Source organism: Streptomyces roseifaciens, from assembly GCF_001445655.1.
In the GTDB taxonomy this organism is placed as follows: domain Bacteria; phylum Actinomycetota; class Actinomycetes; order Streptomycetales; family Streptomycetaceae; genus Streptomyces; species Streptomyces aureoversilis.
This window is the reverse complement of the sequence record NZ_LNBE01000004.1, coordinates 2,261,848-2,278,561: the sequence shown is the minus strand read 5'-3', so window position 1 is coordinate 2,278,561 and position 16,714 is coordinate 2,261,848. Positions and strand designations below refer to the sequence as shown.

The 16,714-nt window shown below is 73.1% G+C and carries 14 protein-coding genes; 2 read left to right on the top strand and 12 right to left on the bottom strand.

What is annotated here, in order from left to right; all coding sequences use genetic code 11:
• Positions 1-5: 5 nt before the first annotated feature.
• The 7 genes from AS857_RS27460 to AS857_RS27430 form a co-directional block, all read right to left on the bottom strand.
• Complete coding sequence (locus AS857_RS27460; protein ID WP_058045891.1) at positions 6-569, bottom strand: hypothetical protein; 564 nt, start codon at positions 567-569, stop codon at positions 6-8.
• The gene (locus tag AS857_RS27455; RefSeq protein ID WP_245700538.1) at positions 566-2,203 is read right to left on the bottom strand and encodes a hypothetical protein; all 1,638 of its coding nucleotides are present in this window, start codon (positions 2,201-2,203) and stop codon (positions 566-568) included. Before AS857_RS27455 ends, AS857_RS27460 begins: the two co-directional genes overlap by 4 nt.
• A 283-nt stretch (positions 2,204-2,486) precedes the next feature.
• Positions 2,487-3,476, bottom strand: coding sequence for a malate dehydrogenase (locus tag AS857_RS27450; protein ID WP_058045890.1), 990 nt, complete (start codon positions 3,474-3,476; stop codon positions 2,487-2,489).
• 168 nt (positions 3,477-3,644) lie between these two features.
• Positions 3,645-4,829, bottom strand: coding sequence for an XRE family transcriptional regulator (locus AS857_RS27445; protein ID WP_058045889.1), 1,185 nt, complete (start codon positions 4,827-4,829; stop codon positions 3,645-3,647).
• A 389-nt stretch (positions 4,830-5,218) separates the two neighbouring features.
• Positions 5,219-6,445, bottom strand: a complete 1,227-nt coding sequence (locus tag AS857_RS27440; RefSeq protein ID WP_058045888.1) for an NADP-dependent isocitrate dehydrogenase — start codon at positions 6,443-6,445, stop codon at positions 5,219-5,221.
• A gap of 148 nt (positions 6,446-6,593) precedes the next feature.
• Complete coding sequence (locus AS857_RS27435) at positions 6,594-7,025, bottom strand: DUF3017 domain-containing protein (RefSeq protein ID WP_058045887.1); 432 nt, start codon at positions 7,023-7,025, stop codon at positions 6,594-6,596.
• The gene (locus AS857_RS27430) at positions 7,015-7,884 is read right to left on the bottom strand and encodes a bifunctional methylenetetrahydrofolate dehydrogenase/methenyltetrahydrofolate cyclohydrolase (protein WP_058045886.1); all 870 of its coding nucleotides are present in this window, start codon (positions 7,882-7,884) and stop codon (positions 7,015-7,017) included. Before AS857_RS27430 ends, AS857_RS27435 begins: the two co-directional genes overlap by 11 nt.
• Positions 7,885-8,029: 145 nt before the next feature.
• Between AS857_RS27430 and AS857_RS27425 the strand changes: the two genes are divergently transcribed.
• Positions 8,030-8,737 (top strand): hypothetical protein, encoded by a 708-nt coding sequence (locus AS857_RS27425; RefSeq protein WP_338058285.1) that lies wholly within the window; start codon positions 8,030-8,032, stop codon positions 8,735-8,737.
• Positions 8,738-8,812: 75 nt separating this feature from the next.
• Here AS857_RS27425 and purH read toward each other — a convergent pair whose 3' ends face one another.
• Together purH and purN are read right to left on the bottom strand one after the other, a co-directional pair.
• Positions 8,813-10,360 (bottom strand): bifunctional phosphoribosylaminoimidazolecarboxamide formyltransferase/IMP cyclohydrolase, encoded by a 1,548-nt coding sequence (gene purH / locus AS857_RS27420; protein WP_058047093.1) that lies wholly within the window; start codon positions 10,358-10,360, stop codon positions 8,813-8,815.
• Between the two features lie 11 nt (positions 10,361-10,371).
• On the bottom strand, positions 10,372-11,004 hold the full coding sequence (purN, locus tag AS857_RS27415; protein WP_058045884.1) for a phosphoribosylglycinamide formyltransferase: 633 nt from the start codon (positions 11,002-11,004) through the stop codon (positions 10,372-10,374).
• A 442-nt stretch (positions 11,005-11,446) separates the two neighbouring features.
• Here purN and AS857_RS39230 point away from each other — a divergent pair, with 442 nt between their 5' ends.
• Complete coding sequence (locus AS857_RS39230) at positions 11,447-12,187, top strand: hypothetical protein (protein WP_338058284.1); 741 nt, start codon at positions 11,447-11,449, stop codon at positions 12,185-12,187.
• A gap of 63 nt (positions 12,188-12,250) precedes the next feature.
• On the opposite strand, the gene AS857_RS40735 is transcribed toward AS857_RS39230, so the two are convergent.
• The 3 genes from AS857_RS40735 to sucC form a co-directional block, all read right to left on the bottom strand.
• Positions 12,251-14,242: a cell division protein PerM gene (locus tag AS857_RS40735; RefSeq protein ID WP_420823995.1), complete on the bottom strand. Its 1,992-nt coding sequence runs from the start codon at positions 14,240-14,242 to the stop codon at positions 12,251-12,253.
• A gap of 260 nt (positions 14,243-14,502) precedes the next feature.
• Positions 14,503-15,387, bottom strand: a complete 885-nt coding sequence (gene sucD / locus AS857_RS27400) for a succinate--CoA ligase subunit alpha (protein WP_058045881.1) — start codon at positions 15,385-15,387, stop codon at positions 14,503-14,505.
• 20 nt (positions 15,388-15,407) lie between these two features.
• Complete coding sequence (gene sucC, locus AS857_RS27395) at positions 15,408-16,586, bottom strand: ADP-forming succinate--CoA ligase subunit beta (protein WP_058045880.1); 1,179 nt, start codon at positions 16,584-16,586, stop codon at positions 15,408-15,410.
• Between the last annotated feature and the right edge of the window lie 128 nt (positions 16,587-16,714).

The window sequence follows — 16,714 nt, the reverse complement described above, 5'->3', positions numbered from 1 at the left end:
CCCCCTCACGCCAGCAGCCGGCCGGCCGCCTCGGCGACCGTGGCCGCCGAGGCCAGGCCGCCGGCGGCCGTGGCTCCACTGCTCAGCAGGGCCCGCAGCCGCACCAGGCGGCCGCGTTGCGTGCAGCCGGTGCGGCGGGCCTCGTCCTCCAGGCCGGCGAGCTCGTCCCCGACCGCGTCGACGCCGTCGCCCTCGGCCCGTACGAGCAGGGGCAGTTGGCGGCGCAGCTCCGCGACGGCCTCCAGCAGCTCGGGCGGCACGGCCAGGACCTCCCGGGAGGAGTCGACGGCCCGGGCCTGCCGGCCGGCGGCTACCGCGCCTCCCGAGAGCTCGCCGACCGCGACGCCCCCATGGCCGGGCGCCTCCGCAGGGACGGGGGCTAAGGCAGTGCCGGGGTGAGCGTCCCGGCCGGCCCGCTCGGCGTGGCTCCCGGCCCGTTCCGCGTGGTTCTCGGCCTGCGCGCGGTCCCCGGCGGCGACCGCACCGCCCGTCATCCGGCCGATGGCGATGCCGCCGCCGCCGGCACCGCCGCCGACACCGCTGTCGCCGTCCTGCTTGCGATCCGTCATGATCCCCCGTCCTTCGTGGTGTTCTTCGCCTGGGCGCCGCTGCCCGCGGCCACGGCGCCGCCGCTCATCGAGCCGATGAAGACGCCTCCCTCGCTGACCTGCACGATCTGCTGCTCGAACTGGTCGGTCTCATAGCCCTGGGAGCGCAGCGCGTCCCGCACGCCGCTCGCGATCCGGTCCTGGACCGTCTTCACGTAGCGGCTGATGTCCATCTCCTGGAACAGCGAGACGGAGTTCACCCCGGCGATCTCCCGCACCGAGCCCGCGGGGCCGTCCGGGACCGCGCGGCGCGGGTCGGCCAGCCACGTGCGGAAACCGGCGACGGCCGTGCGCACCGCCGAGACGGCGGACGCGAACCCGGCGGCGGGCGCGGTCAGCAGGGCGCGGACGCCGTCGCGCAGGATGTCGTCCTCGCCGCGGGCGGCGATCACGTCGACCGCGCGGAACTCCGGCTTGACCGGCTTGAGCACGTGCGGCACGACCTCCAGCACCAGCATGCCGCCCTGGGTGTGCACCCTGACCAGCACGGAGACGACGACCTGCTCGTCCCAGGCGCCGACGCGGACCCGCAGGAAGTAGCGGCGGGCCTCGCCGCCCTCGTCCACGGCGTCCCGCAGGTGCTGCCGGACGACGGGCGCGTCGTAGCGGACCTCGGGCCGGGGCGGGCCCACGGGCAGGTAGACGAATTCCTCGATCTCCAGGTCCTTGAGCCGGTCGCGGCTGGTCGCGGCGGCGGAGTCGCGCAGCGCCTCCAGGCGCGGCCGGATCAGGTCCACGACGGCGCGGGCGGTGAACGGCGGCCGCGCACCGCCCTTGCCGCCGTCCCGGGGCTTGAGCTCCAGGACGAGCGACCACGGCTCGTGCGGGCGGCCCATGCCGAGGAACGGGCGGGAGGGGTCGTAGATGGTCAGCCCCGCGTACTGCTCGCGGTCGATCGTCCCCGCGATGCGGCGGTGGTGGCGCGAGCGCGGCACCGCGCGGGGGTGGTGGGCGAAGGCCTCCCGGCCGAGCTCCAGGCGCATGACGGAGGCGACGCGCGAGCGGTGCATCCACACGGGCAGCACGAGGAGCAGCGGGAAGAGCAGGGCCGCCCAGTTGCCCGCGCCCTCGAACAGGGCGACCAGGGCGACGATCCAGTAGGCGAGTTGCAGGATGGGCGGCCCGACCGCCCGCAGGGCGCGCAGCGACGTCCGCCCCTTGACGGCTTCCCGCAGGGTCTTGTTGTCGACCGCGTAGACGGCGCTCCCGCGCCCGGCGGCCGCCTGCCCGATCCACTGCACCACGCAGACCGCGGCGTAGAGGACGGCCCAGGGGATCTCCGTCTCCGGGTCGGTGCCCGCGTCGGTCGCGAACCCGACGGCGAAGAACGCGGCCCACAAGCAGGCCAGCAGCACCGCCGTGAGCACGTCCTGCGCACGCGCCCGCAGCGCGTGGGTGAGCACCGGCACGACGTCGACGCCGAGCGACGGCGCGATCGGCCGCTCCTCGTGCTCCACCAGCTCTTCGACGACGCGCCGGCGGAAGTCGAGATCGAGGTACGCCCCCGCACAGAGCAGGCGGGTGGCTTCACTCCGCGAGTCGGGCCGCACGTCGGGCCTGCCGGTACCGGCCGTTCTCGCGGACCCGGACGACATGGCCTGATCGGTTCTTGCGGATCCGGCGGATAAGGACATTGGCTCTCCGATCGTCGAACTCACCTGCGAATATGCAGGAGTTGACGGATTTTCGGAGAACTCACAATAAGCCAATCCGCTTCCCGCGGACCCCACTTGCACTCGGATAACGGACGGAAAACCGACCCCGTACGGGTGCACGACCGCACGTCCGTACGGAAAAACGGGAGTGCCCCGGCGGCAAAAGGCCGCCGGGGCACTCCCGTCGAAGAATCCGGAGATCCGGGGATCCGGAGTCCGTGGATCAGATGAGGCCGAGGGCGCGGACCGCGTCGCGCTCCTCCGACAGCTCCTTGACCGAGGCGTCGATGCGGGCGCGGGAGAAGTCGTTGATCTCCAGGCCCTGGACGATCTCGTACTTGCCGTCCTTGCAGGTGACCGGGAAGGAGGAGATGAGGCCCTCGGGGACGCCGTAGGAGCCGTCCGACGGGATGCCCATGGAGGCCCAGTCGCCCTCGGCGGTGCCGTTGACCCAGGTGTGGACGTGGTCGATGGCGGCGTTGGCGGCCGAGGCGGCCGAGGACGCGCCGCGGGCCTCGATGATGGCCGCGCCGCGCTTGGCGACGGTCGGGATGAAGGTGTCCGCGAGCCAGGCCTCGTCGTTGACGGTCTCGGCGGCGTTCTTGCCGGCGATCTCCGCGTGGAAGACGTCCGGGTACTGGGTGGCCGAGTGGTTGCCCCAGATCGTCAGGCGCTTGATGTCGGCGACGGACGAGCCGGTCTTCTGGGCCAGCTGCGTCAGGGCGCGGTTGTGGTCCAGGCGGGTCATCGCGGTGAAGCGCTCGGCCGGGACGTCCGGCGCGGCGGCCTGGGCGATGAGGGCGTTGGTGTTGGCCGGGTTGCCCACGACGAGGACCTTGATGTCGTCCGCGGCGTGGTCGTTGATGGCCTTGCCCTGCGGCTTGAAGATGCCGCCGTTGGCCTCCAGCAGGTCACCGCGCTCCATGCCCTTGGTGCGCGGGCGGGCGCCGACCAGCAGCGCGACGTTCGCACCCGCGAAGCCGACGTTCGGGTCGTCGGTGATGTCGATGCCGCGGAGCAGCGGGAAGGCGCAGTCGTCGAGCTCCATGGCGGTGCCCTCGGCGGCCTTCAGGCCCTGCGGGATCTCCAGCAGGCGCAGCTTGACCGGCACGTCGGCGCCGAGGAGCTGACCGGAGGCGATGCGGAAGAGCAGCGCGTAGCCGATCTGGCCGGCTGCACCGGTGACGGTGACATTGACGGGAGTGCGGGTCATGGCGATCTCCTGCTGCGAACTGGGGTTGGGTGTCCCTGCCCATGAGTGAGGATCTCTCTCGGTATCAAGAGATCCGGCGTCAGGCTATCCGACCCGGCCCGCTCCGAACCCCCGCCCCCGTGTGGGACGCCTCACCGTGCCGCGCCCGGCGCCGCGGCATCCCGGCGCTCACCCGGCCGGGGCGGAGGCGGCGCGCGCCACCGTGCACCCCTCGGGCCCCGAGGTCAGCGCCGCGCAGGCCTTGGCCTTCCCCGGTCCGGACACGGCGACCATCGGGGTGTAGCCGTCGGCGTCGCGCACCACCCGGCCGGACTCCGAACGGGCGGGCACGCCGCCGTCCGCGGCCGCGTCTATCCGGACGGCGTCGCCCGGGGCCGCCTGCGTTATCCGCGCCCACGCCGCGCCGCACACCTGGCTGTAACGGACCTCGACGTAGGACGTGCCGACGGTCGCGGATCCGGCGGTCGTCGCCCGGCCGCCGCCGCAGCCCATGGCCTCGGGGTCTTTGCCACTGCACTCGGCGCCCGTGCACTTGACGCCGGCGGGCAGGACGACGGAGGGCGAGGCGAGCGGCGGCGCGCTGCCGGGGCCCCCGCCCGTGCCCTCGCCGACGCCCAGCAGCAGGACGACCGCCGCGACGACGAGGAGGGCGCCCACCACGCCCGTGACGAAGAGGGCCGCGCGCCGGCGGGGCGCCGGGCCGTCGGCCGGGATGGCCTTCGCGCGGTAGTCGGGCGGGCGGGGCGAGCCTGGGACGGGCGGGCGCGGGGCCGACCCGGCGGGGCCCGGGGATCCGCCGGAAGCCGGGGGTCCGGCGGGGCCCGGGGATCCGGCGGGGCCCGTGGCCGGGCTCTCCTCCGCGGCTGCCGCCCGGCGCGCCGTCTCGTGGCAGAGCGGCTCCGAGATCACCGCCCCCGGACGGCCGCCGGCCCGGACGGACTGCGGGGCAGCCTGCGCGGACTGCGAGGCCTGCGGGGCCTGCGAGGCGGCTTCCGGGGCGGCCTGCGGCGGGCCGAACTCCCCCAGCGCGGCCCGCGCCCGGGCGATCCGGGCCGACTCCACCGTGGAGTCGTGCCGCAGCTCGCTGCGGCTCCACGCCCGCTCCGCGAGCTCCCACATCGTGCTCAGGTGGACCACGTCGGTCCCGGTCGCCTCGGCCAGCGCCTCGGCGGCCCCCAGCGGCGGCAGCAGCCGCCCGCCGAGATAGCGCTCCCACGACGTCTTGCTGTAACCCGTGCGGTCCGCGACGGCGCCGATGCTCAGCCCGCTGCGCTCCACGAGTCTGCGCAGCTGTTCGGTGAATTCGCGCACTTCCGGGTCGAGTTCCTCCGGTAGCGCCCTCCAACGAGGCATTGCACTCCCCTGTCCCCCGATGTCTGCGGTGCTCTTCCCGTGCCGTGACCCATTTCCGTGCCGTGCGTGCCGCGGCGCCCCTTCCGCAGCCTCGGTGCTGGCTACCCAGGGGGATGCCGCAATCCAGCATGGCAGTTCCCACAGGCGGGGCGCATCGTGGCATTTGGGTTAATCAGGAGTCCCGCCACGCGCCCTTGTCACATCTGCTGCACAACTGATACGCGACGGCGAACTCGTCGCAGAACCGTCACCCCCCGGCCACAGCAGGCTTGAAGATCTTGAAGCCCGAACTCACGATCATGAAACTCGTCTGCGGGGCGGTGGCCGGTCCCCCCACGGGGGTGGAGGACCGGCCACCGCGGCCGCTCACGCGACTGCCGGCACGCCGTTCACACGGCTGCCGGCACGAGCTTCCCGCGCAGGTTCGCCTCCACGGCCGCGAGGAACTCCTCGGTGGTCAGCCAGGGGGCCTCGGGGCCGATCAGCAGCGCCAGGTCCTTGGTCATCCGCCCGCCCTCGACGGTCTCGACGCACACCCGCTCCAGCGTCTCCGCGAAGCCGACGACCTCGGGCGTGCCGTCCAGCCTGCCCCGGTGGGCCAGGGCCCGGGTCCAGGCGAAGACCGAGGCGATCGGGTTGGTCGACGTCTCCTTGCCCTGCTGGTGGCGGCGGTAGTGGCGGGTGACGGTGCCGTGCGCGGCCTCGGCCTCCAGCGTGCGGCCGTCGGGCGACATGAGGACCGAGGTCATCAGGCCGAGCGAGCCGAAGCCCTGGGCGACGGTGTCGGACTGGACGTCGCCGTCGTAGTTCTTGCAGGCCCAGACGTAGCCGCCGGAGGACTTCAGCGCGGTCGCCACCATGTCGTCGATGAGGCGGTGCTCGTACGTCAGCCCGGCCCGGTCGAAGTCCGGCTTGAACTCGCTGTCGAAGACCTCCTGGAAGAGGTCCTTGAACCGGCCGTCGTACTTCTTCAGGATCGTGTTCTTGGTGGAGAGGTAGACCGGGTAGCCACGGTCCAGGCCGTAGCGGAAGGAGGCGCGCGCGAAGTCGCGGATCGACGCGTCCAGGTTGTACATGGCGAGGGCGACGCCGGGGCCGGGGAAGTCGTAGACCTCCAGCTCCAGCGGCTCGGAGCCGTCCTTCGGGGTGTAGGCCAGGGTCAGGGTGCCCGCGCCGGGGATCTTCAGGTCGGTCGCGCAGTACTGGTCGCCGAAGGCGTGACGGCCGATGACGATGGGCTTCGTCCAGCCGGGGACGTGCTTCGGCACGTTCGCCATGATGATCGGCTCGCGGAAGATCACCCCGCCGAGGATGTTGCGGATGGTGCCGTTGGGCGAGGGGTACATCGCCTTGAGGCCGAACTCCTCGACCCGCGCCTCGTCCGGCGTGATCGTCGCGCACTTCACGCCGGCGCCGTACTGCCGGATGGCGCGCGCGGCGTCGGCGGTCACCTGGTCGCCGGTGGCGTCGCGGTTCTCGATGCCCAGGTCGAAGTACTTCAGCTCGAGGTCGAGGTGGGGCAGGATCAGCCGGTCCTTGATGAACCGCCAGATGATCCGGGTCATCTCGTCGCCGTCGAGCTCGACGACCGGGCCGACTACCTTGATCTTGGCCATGACGGGGAACGTCCCTCTCGCGGGCAGCACCGGCCCCTTCCCGCCCTGCGGGGCAGGAAAGGGATCACCTCGTCATCAAACTACTCGAAATCGGGCAAAGCCGGTCGAGTTCGGGCCGTGGAGTCGGATCCGGACCGCGGAGCCGGATCTAGACCGTGAAGTGGAGGATGTCCTCCAGGAACGGCACCTTCAGCCACGGGTGCGGCTGCGCCATCAGGGACAGCAGCAGGATCGCCCCGCCCAGCCCGCCGTACGTGATCATGTCCGTGAACCGCGAGCGCACGGCCAGCATGCCCACGGACGGCAGGGCCCAGCGCAGCACCGCGCCGCCGGCCATCGCCAGCCCGATCAGCAGCGTCCCGACCCGGAACGCGTCGAAGGCGACGATCAGCAGCCCGAGCCCCGTCACGCCCATGACCGCCAGCAGCGGCCACTGGCGCGCCGGCGCCGGGGCGTCACCCGGGGCGGCGCGTCCGCCGCCCTCGGGGCGGGCGGTGTCCCGCGTGAGCTGGAAGCGGCGGCCCTTGCCGGCGCCCGGCTCCTTGCCCGGTCCGCTGCCCGGCTCCTCCTCAGGCCGCATTGCCGCTTCCGGTGGCGCGCTCGGCGGCCTCCACCACGTTCACCAGCAGCAGGGCCCGGGTCATCGGGCCGACGCCGCCGGGGTTCGGCGAGACCCAGCCGGCGACCTTGGCGACCGCCGGGTCGACATCGCCCATGATCTTGCCCTCGCCGTCGCGGCTGACGCCGACGTCCAGCACGGCCGCGCCGGGCTTGACGTCCTCCGGCTTGATCAGGTGGCCCACGCCCGCCGCGGCGACGATGATGTCGGCGTCGCGCAGGTGCGCCGACAGGTCACGGGTGCCGGTGTGACAGAGGGTGACCGTGGAGTTCTCGGTCCTGCGGGTCAGCAGCAGGCCGATCGAGCGGCCGACGGTGATGCCGCGGCCCACCACCACGACGTGCTTGCCGTTGAGCTCGACGTCGTGGCGGCGCAGCAGCTCGATGATGCCGTTGGGGGTGCAGGGCAGCGGGCCGGTCTCGTTCAGCACCAGGCGGCCGAGGCTCATCGGGTGCAGGCCGTCGGCGTCCTTGGCCGGGTCCATCAGCTCCAGGACGCGGTTGGTGTCGATGCCCTTGGGGAGGGGGAGTTGGACGATGTAACCGGTGCAGTCGGGGTTGTCGTTGAGCTCGCGGACGACCGCCTCGATCTCCTCCTGGGTGGCCGTGGCGGGGAGTTCGCGCTGGATCGAGGCGATGCCGACCTCGGCGCAGTCGCGGTGCTTGCCGGCGACGTACCACTTGCTGCCGGGGTCGTCGCCGACGAGGACGGTGCCGAGACCGGGCTGCACGCCCTTGGCCTTCAGCGCCTCCACGCGCACGGTGAGTTCGGACTTGATCGCTGCTGCGGTGGCCTTGCCATCGAGAATCTGGGCGGTCATGACCCCATCCTCGCGGATGGGGCGGCCATGGTTCCAATCAGGGCGGCCCGCCGCAGGTGACGAATTCGCTTCGGTTATTCCCTGCAGCCCCCGCGGCCCCTCGGATACGGGTATCAGCTGGACAAAAGTCAGAGGCCCGATAACGATGATCCGCGTGCCGCGCGTGCAAATCGGGGGCGAGCCGCTGACACAACTCTCCTCCGAATGCCCGCGCCGTCCCCGCACGACACCGACGGAGGAAATCCCCAGCATGAGCTTCGGCGATCAGAACAACCCGTACGGTGCGCCCCAGCAGGCGCCCGGTTACGGATATCCGCAGCAGCCCCAGGGCGGCCAGCCCGGCCAGCCGTACGCCGCGTACCCGCAGGCGCAGGGCGGCTACGCCGGTGCCCCGCAGGGGCCGCAGGTGATGCCGGGCATCACCAAGGCGGCCCGCGTCATGCTGTACGCGATCGCCGCGGTGCACGTGATCGTGGCGGGCCTGTGCGCCGCCGCGATCGCGGCGATCGGTGACGCGAAGAAGACCCACGGAGGTGGCACGGTCACCACCGCGCAGGGCGACACCGTGGATGCCGACACGGTCTTCGACGCCGGAAAGGGCGTGTTCGCGTTCCTCGCCGCGCTGGCCGTGATCTTTGCGATCATCGGCATCATTCTCGCGGTGCGCTACGCCAAGGGCGGCAATGGCGTCCGCGTCGGCTCGATCGTCTATGCGGCGTTCGGCATCATCAGCGGCCTGGTGTGCATCGTCTTCTACGGCGTCGGCCTCATCGGCCTGATCCTGTCGATCCTGGTGATCGTCTTCGCGGCCAAGCAGGCTTCGCAGGACTGGTTCCGCCGCCCGCGCTTCTGAGCGCACGCACGTGACGGACGCGGAGGCCCGTACACCCGATCGCATCGGGGTACGGGCCTCCGCCCGTTCCGCGGCCTAGTGGAAGAAGTGGCGCGTACCGGTGAAGTACATCGTCACGCCCGCCGCCTTCGCGGCCTCCACGACCTGCTCGTCGCGGACCGAACCGCCCGGCTGCACCACGGCCTTGACGCCCGCGGCCGTCAGCACCTCCAGCCCGTCCGGGAAGGGGAAGAAGGCGTCGGAGGCGGCGTACGAGCCGCGCACCCGCTCCTCGCCCGCCCGCTGCACCGCCAGCTTCGCGGAGTCGACGCGGTTGACCTGGCCCATGCCGACGCCGACGGTCGCGCCGTCCTTGGCCAGCAGGATCGCGTTGGACTTGACCGCGCGGCAGGCGCGCCAGGCGAAGGCCAGCTCGGCGAGCTCGGCGGCGGAGAGCGCCTCGCCCGTGGCGAGCGTCCAGTTGGCCGGGTCGTCGCCCCCGGCCTGCAGCCGGTCCTTGACCTGGACCAGGACGCCGCCCTCGACGGGACGGGTCTCGCCGTGCGCCGCGGGGGCGTCGGCGCAGCGCAGCACGCGGATGTTCTTCTTGCGGGCGAGCACCTCGACGGCGCCGTCCTCGTAGGCCGGGGCGACGATGACCTCGGTGAAGATCTCGGCGACCTGCTCGGCCATGGCGACCGACACGGGGCTGTTGACGGCGATCACGCCGCCGAACGCCGACAGCGGGTCGCACTCGTGGGCCTTGCGGTGGGCCTCGGCGACGTCCGAACCGACGGCGATGCCGCACGGGTTGGCGTGCTTGATGATCGCGACGCAGGGGTCGGTGTGGTCGTACGCCGCCCGGCGGGCCGCCTCGGTGTCGACGTAGTTGTTGTAGGACATCTCCTTGCCGTGCAGCTGCTCGGCGTAGGCGAGGCCCTTGCCCGTGCCGTCCGTGTAGAGGGCGGCGGGCTGGTGCGGGTTCTCGCCGTAGCGCAGGACCTGCTTGCGCTCGTAGGAGGCGCCGATGAAGTCCGGCCACTCGCCGTCGTCGGCGCCGTAGCCCTCGGCGAACCAGTTGGCGACGGCCACGTCGTAGGCGGCGGTGTGCTGGAACGCCTCGGCGGCCAGGCGCTTGCGCTGCGCGAGGTCGAAGCCGCCGTCGGCGACGGCCTTGAGGACGTCCTGGTAGCGGCCGGGGTTGACCACGACGGCCACCGAGGGGTGGTTCTTGGCGGCGGCGCGGACCATCGAGGGGCCGCCGATGTCGATCTGCTCCACGCACTCGTCGGGCGAGGCGCCGGAGGCGACGGTCTCCCGGAACGGGTAGAGGTTGACGATCACCAGCTCGAACGGCTCGACGCCCAGCTCGGCCAGCTGCTCGCGGTGGGAGTCCAGGCGCTGGTCGGCCAGGATGCCGGCGTGGACGCGCGGGTGGAGCGTCTTGACGCGGCCGTCCAGGCACTCGGGGAATCCGGTGAGCTCCTCGACCCGGGTGACCGGGACGCCGGCGGCGGCGATCCGGCCGGCCGTCGAGCCGGTCGAGACGAGCTCGACGCCCGCCTCGTGCAGACCGCGCGTGAGCTCCTCCAGCCCGGCCTTGTCGTAGACGCTGACCAGCGCGCGGCGGATGGGCCGCTTCATACCTTCGGCGGTCACAGGAATTTCACCTTTCGTCCCTCTATGCGGTAGCCGTTGCGGGCCAGGCGCCCCACGACCTCGACGAGCAGCTCGCGCTCGACTTCCTTGATCCGCTCGTGCAGCGCGGATTCGTCGTCCTCGTCCCGGACCCCGACCACGCCCTGGGCGATGATCGGACCGGTGTCGACGCCGTCGTCGACGAAGTGCACGGTGCACCCGGTCACCTTGACGCCGTACGCGAGCGCGTCGCGCGCGCCGTGGGCGCCGGGGAAGCTGGGCAGCAGGGCGGGGTGCGTATTGATCACGCGGCCCCCGAAGCGGGCCAGGAACTCCTTGCCCACGATCTTCATGAAACCGGCCGAGACCACCAGGTCCGGCTCGTGGGCCGCGGTGGCCTCCGTCAGCGCACGGTCCCAGGCGTCGCGCGTCGGGTGGTCCTTGACGCGGCAGACGAACGTGGGGATCCCGGCGCGCTCGGCCCGCTCCAGGCCGGCGATGCCGTCCCGGTCGGCGCCCACGGCCACGATCCGGGCGCCGTAGCCCTCCGGGTCGGCGGCGATCGCATCGAGCAGGGCCTGCAGATTGGTGCCGGAGCCGGAGACCAGGACGACGAGGCGGGCGGGGGGCGCGGGAGGCGGGGAGGCCACGGTGGGGCCCTTTCTCGCGGGCGAGCGGTGTGATGGCCGTACGGTTTGTATGGTCGTACGAGACGAGGGCGTCGCCGAATACGGGGGACTCTACGAACCCGCCGACCGCCAGCAACGATACCGGCACACCGAACGGCCCCCGCGGGACGGGGGCGCGCGCGGAAGGTAGCGTCTGGAAGCAGCGCACGGAAAAGCGCGGGCCACGTGCACGGAATCCGGGCGCGACGCCGTACGTTCGGAGTGCGGTAGGCACGGACGCCGGGGATGTGCCGTACGTCCCGGGCGTTCGGGCACACATCCTGGACGGCGCACATCCTGGGCGTGCCGGACGACGACACAAGGGGAAGACACACTCCACATGCCGGACCGACGCCGTCACGCGGCTCACCGCCTCGCGCTGCCCACCGAAACCCCCGGCGGCGGTGCGATGAGGAACGCCCGCATGTCGCACGACCGCCCCACGCCGCCCTCCCCCGACGAGCAGCGGGACAACCCCTTCGCGCCGCCGCCGGAGGGACAGCCCGACCGGCCCTGGCAGCCGCGGCAGCACCCGCAGGGACCGCAGGGCCACGGGAACGGCCGGGACGGCGGCCAGGAGGACGGCTCGCAGGACGGGAACGACTCCGGCGACGGGCGGCAGCAGCCCCCCGCCTGGGGCAGCCAGTGGAGCAGCAGGCAGCCCGGCCGCCACGACGGCGGCTTCGGCGGCGGCCCGGGCGGCCCCGCAGGCGGCCCCGGCGGCCCGGGCGGGAACGGCGGCCTGCGCTGGGACCCCACGGACCCCGCCCAGCGGCGCGCCCGCTACGCCCTGCTCGCGGGCATGTGGGGCTTCTTCTTCGCCCTGTTCAGCATCCCCTACGTCGCCCTGCTGCTCGGCGCCCTCTCCCTCTACTGGGGCGTCAGCGCCCTGCGCGCCAAGGCCCGGCCGCAGCGACAGGACCCGGACACCCCGGCGGCCCCCGCCCCGGCGCCCGGCGCCTTCCGGCCGCAGACGACGGCGGCGGTCAGCGGCCTGGTGACGGGCGGGCTGGCGCTGGCCATCGTGGCGGCGACGTTCGTCTTCCAGATCGTCTACAGCGACTACTACACGTGCGTGGACGACGCCCTGACCCAGAGCTCGGAGCAGGCGTGCGAGAAGCACCTCCCGAAGCAGCTGCGGCCGCTGCTGGGGACGCGGGACTGACGCAGGAACAAATCAGCCCGTCCGGAGATTGAGGACCGGGGTCCGGGGCAGCGCCCCGCGGCGTCAGCCCCGGTCCTGCGGCGCCGCATCGTGCGGCTCGAACGCCGGCATCAGCCCGCCCCCGGAATCCCGCAGCGCAGCCCACCGCACCTGCCGCGCCCCCGTGTCGTGCCAGGCCGCCGCATCGAACGCCGGCACCCGCGGCGCCCCTCTCCCCCGCCGCCTGCTCCCCTTCGTCTTCCGGCGCCCGAACCACCCGCGCCGCGCGGCCCGCTCCTCGGCTCCGGACGGCACGGACGGCCCGGACGACATGGCCGGCGCAGCGAGCCCGACCGCAGCGGAGCCCGCCGGAGCACCCCGTACGGGCAGCGCCTCCACGGGGGTGGCCCCCGGCTCGGCCGACCACGCGGGCCCCGTCGCCCCGGGCCGGGTGAAGGAGAGGGTCGCCGTGTCGGCGCGCAGCCCGCTCGCCGCGCGGTCCGTACCCGCCCCGAAGCCCAGCCAGGAGCCCACCGCGCGGGCGGCCCGGCCGCCGGTCCACCAGCGGGCGCGCGCCCGGCGCGCCTTGCGGGGCCGGTCCGCCCGCGTCGGCGGGACCCGGCGGTGGGTGCCCGCGGACAGCCGCAGGGACGGTGTCCCGGCCAGGACGACGGCTCCCGCGCCGCGGGCCGGGGCGACGGCGCCCGCAAGGGCCTCCGCCGACAGTCCACCGGCGACGGCACCGGCGCCGGCTCCGGCGCCCAGGGCGATGCGCCGCCGCAGCCAGCGCAGAACGATCGCCCCGGGGACGCTCACGGCGGTCGTCCAGACGAGCGCGGCCGCGCCCACCAGCCGCCACGAGGGCCCGAAGGTGGCGAGGACGGATGCGCCCAGGGTGCCGCCCGCCGCGTAGGTCAGCAGGGTGACGACGAGCGCGCAGAACACGGAGCCGAGGGCGGCGACGGCGACGGTCTCGCCGAGCCCCGCCCGGGCCAGGTCCGCGCTGCGGCGCGGCACGGCGGCGTAGGCGACGGTGGCCCCGGCCGCGAGGCTCACGGCCGCCGAGGCCGCCAGGGGCAGCGGCTCGGCGGGGCCCGGGGCGGGGAGGATCGCGAAGAGCGGGAAGGACGGCAGCAGCGGGTACGCGGTGATGCCGAGGGGCGCGACGACGCCGGCCGTGCCCACGGCGAAGCCCGGCCCGAGCCCGTAGGCCGCGGCCCAGACGACGGCGTTGGGCAGCAGGGCGAGGCACAGCAGCAGCACCGCGACGCGGCCCGACCAGGCCGCGGTGATCTGCAGGAGGGACTCGCGTACGGCGCCCGCGTGGACGGCGAGGGAGGCCGCGAGGAGGACGGCGCCCCCGCCGAGCAGGACGACGGTGCCGGCGGTCCCGGCGCGCAGGGCCGCGGCCGACCGGGCCCGGGTGAAGCGGCGCCGCAGCCGCGCGGGGACCGCCGCGAGCGCTCGGCGCAGAACCGGCGACGGCGTGTCGTGCGGGCGGCCCGCAGCCCACATCCCGGCCGCGACGGACGCCCCCGCGACGACCGGCACGTGGAGCAGGGCGCTCAGCGGCTCGGCCCGTACCGGGCCCGAGGCGGCGTAGAGGACGGCGCCGACGGCGACGAGCAGATAGCCGCCGAGGAGGGCCGCGGCGGTCCTGCCCGGGGCGGGACGGGGCGCGGCCTCCGCCGGGGCCGGGGCCGGGGGCTGGGCCGCTGCGAGGATCTCCTCGGGCGTGAGCTCCTCGAAGGGGACGGCTTCCGGGTACGGGAAGCCGTCGTGGTCGTCGGGCGGCTCGACCGCCGGTTCCAGGGCGTGCCGCGCGGCCCGGTAGAGCAGCCAGCAGGGCAGCACGGCCAGCAGCATCGGCGTGAGGCCGATCGGGGCGGGCGCCCCGGTGAGGGTGTCCGTGCGGACGAGGTCCGCGCCGTGGGCGAGCAGCCACAGGCCGGCGGCGGAGCGCAGGGCCTCGCCCGCGCCGCCGTCCGGGTACGGCGAGGTGATCCACAGCAGCAGGACGACCACGGCCAGCGCCCCGAGCCCCAGCCCCGCGGCGATCGCCCCGCCGACGAACACCGTGCCCGCGGGGGGCGGCGCGCTCGCGGCGGGCCGGCCGGGCGCGGGCGGCGGCGGGCTGTGCTCGGCATCGTGGGTCACATGGTCATGCTGCCAAGAACACGCCTTTCGTTCGGGTAGCGGGTAAATGACCGTCGTGTCGCTTTTGATACCCGGATAAACCTATTTGACGCGCAATTACCCTTACGTGGACCCCGGAAACGGGCGCGGGCCCGCACCCCCCTCAAGGGGTGCGGGCCCGCGCGCGGGAACCGTCAGGCTCAGGCGCCCAGCGCGGCGCGCGCGAGGCGGGCCGTCTCGGACGGGGTCTTGCCGACCTTCACACCGGCGGCCTCGAGGGCCTCCTTCTTCGCCTGGGCGGTGCCGGACGAACCGGAGACGATGGCGCCGGCGTGGCCCATGGTCTTGCCCTCGGGCGCGGTGAAGCCCGCCACGTAGCCGACGACCGGCTTGGTGACGTTGGCCTTGATGAAGTCCGCGGCACGCTCCTCGGCGTCGCCGCCGATCTCGCCGATCATCACGATCAGCTCGGTCTCCGGGTCGGCCTCGAACGCGGCGAGCGCGTCGATGTGCGTGGTGCCGATGACCGGGTCGCCACCGATGCCGACGGCCGAGGAGAAGCCGATGTCACGGAGCTCGTACATCATCTGGTAGGTCAGCGTGCCGGACTTGGACACGAGACCGATGCGGCCGGGCTTGGTGATGTCGCCCGGGATGATGCCGGCGTTGGACTGGCCCGGGGTGATGAGACCGGGGCAGTTCGGGCCGATGATGCGGGTCTTGTTGCCCTTCGAGCCCGCGTACGCCCAGAAGGCGGCGGAGTCGTGGACGGCGATGCCCTCGGTGATCACGACGGCCAGCGGGATCTCGGCGTCGATCGCCTCGACGACGGCGGCCTTGGCGAAGGCCGGCGGCACGAAGACGACGGTGACGTCGGCACCGGTCTTCTCCATCGCCTCGGCGACCGAGCCGAAGACGGGCACGGAGGTGCCGTCGAAGTCGACGCTCGTGCCGGCCTTGCGCGGGTTCACGCCACCCACGATGTTGGTGCCGTCGGCCAGCATGAGCTTGGTGTGCTTCATGCCCGTGGCGCCGGTCATCCCCTGGACGATGACCTTGCTGTCCTTGGTGAGGAAGATAGCCATGGTTGTGGAGTCCTCGTCCCTTACTTAGCCGCAGCCAGCTCGGCGGCCTTGTCGGCCGCGCCGTCCATGGTGTCCACGCGCTGCACGAGCGGGTGGTTGGCGTCGGACAGGATCTTGCGACCCAGCTCCGCGTTGTTGCCGTCGAGGCGCACGACCAGCGGCTTGCTGACGTCCTCGCCCTTGCTCTTGAGGAGCTCCAGGGCCTGGACGATGCCCTTGGCGACCTCGTCGCACGCGGTGATGCCACCGAAGACGTTGACGAAGACGGACTTGACGTCCGGGTCGCCGAGGATGATCTCGAGACCGTTGGCCATGACCTCGGCCGAGGCGCCGCCACCGATGTCGAGGAAGTTGGCGGGCTTGACGCCGCCGTGGTTCTCGCCGGCGTAGGCGACGACGTCGAGGGTGCTCATGACGAGACCCGCGCCGTTGCCGATGATGCCGACCTGGCCCTCGAGCTTGACGTAGTTCAGGCCCTTGGCCTTGGCGGCCGCCTCAAGGGGGTTGGCCGCGGCCTTGTCCTCGAGCGCCTCGTGCTCCGGCTGGCGGAAGTCGGCGTTCTCGTCGAGCGAGACCTTGCCGTCGAGGGCGATGACGTCACCGTTGGCGACCTTGGCGAGCGGGTTGACCTCGACGAGGAGCGCGTCCTCGGCGACGAAGGTCTTCCACAGGGTCACCATGACCTCGGCGACCTTCTCGGCGACCGCTTCCGGGAACTTCGCCTGGGCGACGATCTCGCGGGCCTTCTCGATGGTGACGCCGTCGTTGGCGTCGACCGGCACCTTGGCGAGCTTCTCGGGGGTCGTCGCGGCGACCTCCTCGATGTCCATGCCGCCCGCGACCGAGGCCATGGCCAGGAAGGTGCGGTTGGTGCGGTCGAGGAGGTACGAGACGTAGTACTCCTCGAGGATCTCGGGAGCCGTCTCGGCGATCATCACCTTGTGGACCGTGTGGCCCTTGATGTCCATGCCGAGGATGTCCGTCGCGCGGGCGACGGCCTCGTCCGGGGTGGCGGCGAGCTTCACGCCACCGGCCTTGCCACGGCCGCCGACCTTGACCTGGGCCTTGACGACCGACTTGCCGCCCAGCCGCTCGGTCGCCTCGCGGGCCGCCTCAGGCGTGTCAATGACTTCACCGGCCAGCACCGGTACACCGTGCTTGGCGAAGAGGTCCCTCGCCTGGTACTCGAACAGGTCCACGCGCGTCCGTCCCTTTTCCATGGATATCGCGGTTCGTTGTCTGCGCGGGCGTGCCGCTGGGCGGCGTGAGAGCGCGATCTCCGCGGGGGTCCGGGGGTTGCGCCCCGGGATAGCACGGGCGAGGGCGG

Coding starts and splice junctions, on each gene's coding strand:
- AS857_RS27460 (WP_058045891.1), bottom strand. CDS start 569: ATGACGGATCGCAAGCAGGACGGCGACAGCGGTGTCGGCGGCGGTGCC.
- AS857_RS27455 (WP_245700538.1), bottom strand. CDS start 2,203: ATGTCGTCCGGGTCCGCGAGAACGGCCGGTACCGGCAGGCCCGACGTG.
- AS857_RS27450 (WP_058045890.1), bottom strand. CDS start 3,476: ATGACCCGCACTCCCGTCAATGTCACCGTCACCGGTGCAGCCGGCCAG.
- AS857_RS27445 (WP_058045889.1), bottom strand. CDS start 4,829: ATGCCTCGTTGGAGGGCGCTACCGGAGGAACTCGACCCGGAAGTGCGC.
- AS857_RS27440 (WP_058045888.1), bottom strand. CDS start 6,445: ATGGCCAAGATCAAGGTAGTCGGCCCGGTCGTCGAGCTCGACGGCGAC.
- AS857_RS27435 (WP_058045887.1), bottom strand. CDS start 7,025: ATGCGGCCTGAGGAGGAGCCGGGCAGCGGACCGGGCAAGGAGCCGGGC.
- AS857_RS27430 (WP_058045886.1), bottom strand. CDS start 7,884: ATGACCGCCCAGATTCTCGATGGCAAGGCCACCGCAGCAGCGATCAAG.
- AS857_RS27425 (WP_338058285.1), top strand. CDS start 8,030: ATGATCCGCGTGCCGCGCGTGCAAATCGGGGGCGAGCCGCTGACACAA.
- purH (WP_058047093.1), bottom strand. CDS start 10,360: ATGAAGCGGCCCATCCGCCGCGCGCTGGTCAGCGTCTACGACAAGGCC.
- AS857_RS39230 (WP_338058284.1), top strand. CDS start 11,447: ATGTCGCACGACCGCCCCACGCCGCCCTCCCCCGACGAGCAGCGGGAC.
- sucD (WP_058045881.1), bottom strand. CDS start 15,387: ATGGCTATCTTCCTCACCAAGGACAGCAAGGTCATCGTCCAGGGGATG.